Source organism: Blautia sp. AM28-27, from assembly GCF_003480905.1.
GTDB classification, from domain to species: domain Bacteria; phylum Bacillota; class Clostridia; order Lachnospirales; family Lachnospiraceae; genus Fusicatenibacter; species Fusicatenibacter saccharivorans.
The window spans coordinates 1-1562 of sequence record NZ_QUJK01000038.1 but is presented as its reverse complement, the minus strand read 5'-3'; the positions used below and the strand labels follow the sequence as shown (position 1 = coordinate 1562).

1 protein-coding gene is annotated in these 1562 nt (G+C 33.7%); it reads right to left on the bottom strand.

The annotated features are described in order from the left end of the window. Positions 1-119 precede the first annotated feature (119 nt). A complete protein-coding gene (locus DW743_RS17785) occupies positions 120-1409 on the bottom strand; it encodes an IS4 family transposase (protein WP_238033145.1) in 1290 nt (429 codons plus the stop codon). Positions 1410-1562: the final 153 nt, after the last annotated feature.

Below are 1562 nucleotides of genomic sequence, written 5' to 3'. Positions count from 1 at the left end.
CAATGTCATTAACTTTAGCAAAGAGCAGAAATCGTAAGCATTTATAAAACTATGATTCCTGCTTTTTGTTTGTATATGGGCATACTTATCCCCTTCTCTTTGTACTCGTATTTTTTAGCTCAGTACGCTCTTTTATGGGTATTCGAATATTTTCCTGCTAATTGCCCTTTCGTTCTGGTATAATGCCGATCAGGACGAATGGGAACAAGATTTTTACTGATATCTTCATATATTTGCTGAAATAACATATTTTTCTTTTGACCATCCGTTTCAAGAAGTATATAAATCAGATCATTTTTTAAGATTCCAATACTAACAGTCTGATTGATCATCATTTTATGTTTTCTGTTCGCTTCTTTCTGATCCAGTTCACGCTCTGCATCTAATATGATATCTTCAACTAAATTGCTCAGATATATAGTGCTGTATATATCTTGTAATAACAGAATAGGTTTTGTTCCTGTAAAATTCTCTAACTGTAACCGACTCTTTAGCGTTTCATACGCAGTCTCTATCCCCCACCTCATATGATATAATTCTTTTATTTCTTCTGTATGAAATTCAGTTTGTGAAAGATTTGTAGCCAAAACTTCTAAACTTCCGTTTTCTAATAGGATTTTTACCATACGCAATGAAATTTCACCTAATTCTTTCATACGTTCTCCATCTGGCGTTCCCTCGTAATGTCTGATTCTTGACTTATCAAGTTTTATTTTAACTAGCTGATCCTTTTCTATTAAACTGTTTTGCTCTTTTTTGTAATCACTGCTTTTTAAACGTACGATAAATTTAATATCCTTATCCATCATATGTATAAACGCTGGCGTAGAAGGATAGCCTCTGTCCATGATAATAACATAGGGAATGCTGCCTATTGTTTCCGGTATTCGCTCCATCTGTTTTTCGGCCAGGCGCATTTCATTAAATTTCACCTTATTACAGTCACTTTCCAGTATCATACGATTCATTACATCATAAATACAGCCTAATCCTATTTGAGCTTGGGGCTTTGTGTTTTTCCGGCTTGCAGAACCATATAGTTTCAGTGTTTCAGCAGTGGTAGGAATATTAATATCTGAGCCGTCAGCGGCTAATATTAAATGATCTTTGTAAGTTGAAAAGGTGGAATCTGCATAAAAGTTACGGTTATGATATTTATATAATTCTAAAAAAGCATCTGGATTAAGTTTCATACGCTGTTTCAGATATCCTGGTTTTGAAATAGACACACCAGGATGAGCAAGTTTCATATAATTTCTCAGTTCCAATGCCAACGTCAACCCCTTTCTGTTTATCATCGTGAAAAGAAGATCCTGAAGAGGCATTTTTCGAATTCTGGTAAAATAATTTTTATTACCTGATCGGCAAAATGCCTTAAATTCATCAGAAGTCATTTTTTCTATATCCATGAATATACGTTTCTGAGAATGCTTCATGCATAATCACATCCTTTTTTGAGCAGGTTCATGGCTTCTTTTTACAATATAAGCATATCAAAAAAAGCAGAAGATATCTAATCCATTTCGGAATAAATATCTTCTGCTTTTAAGTTAATGACATTG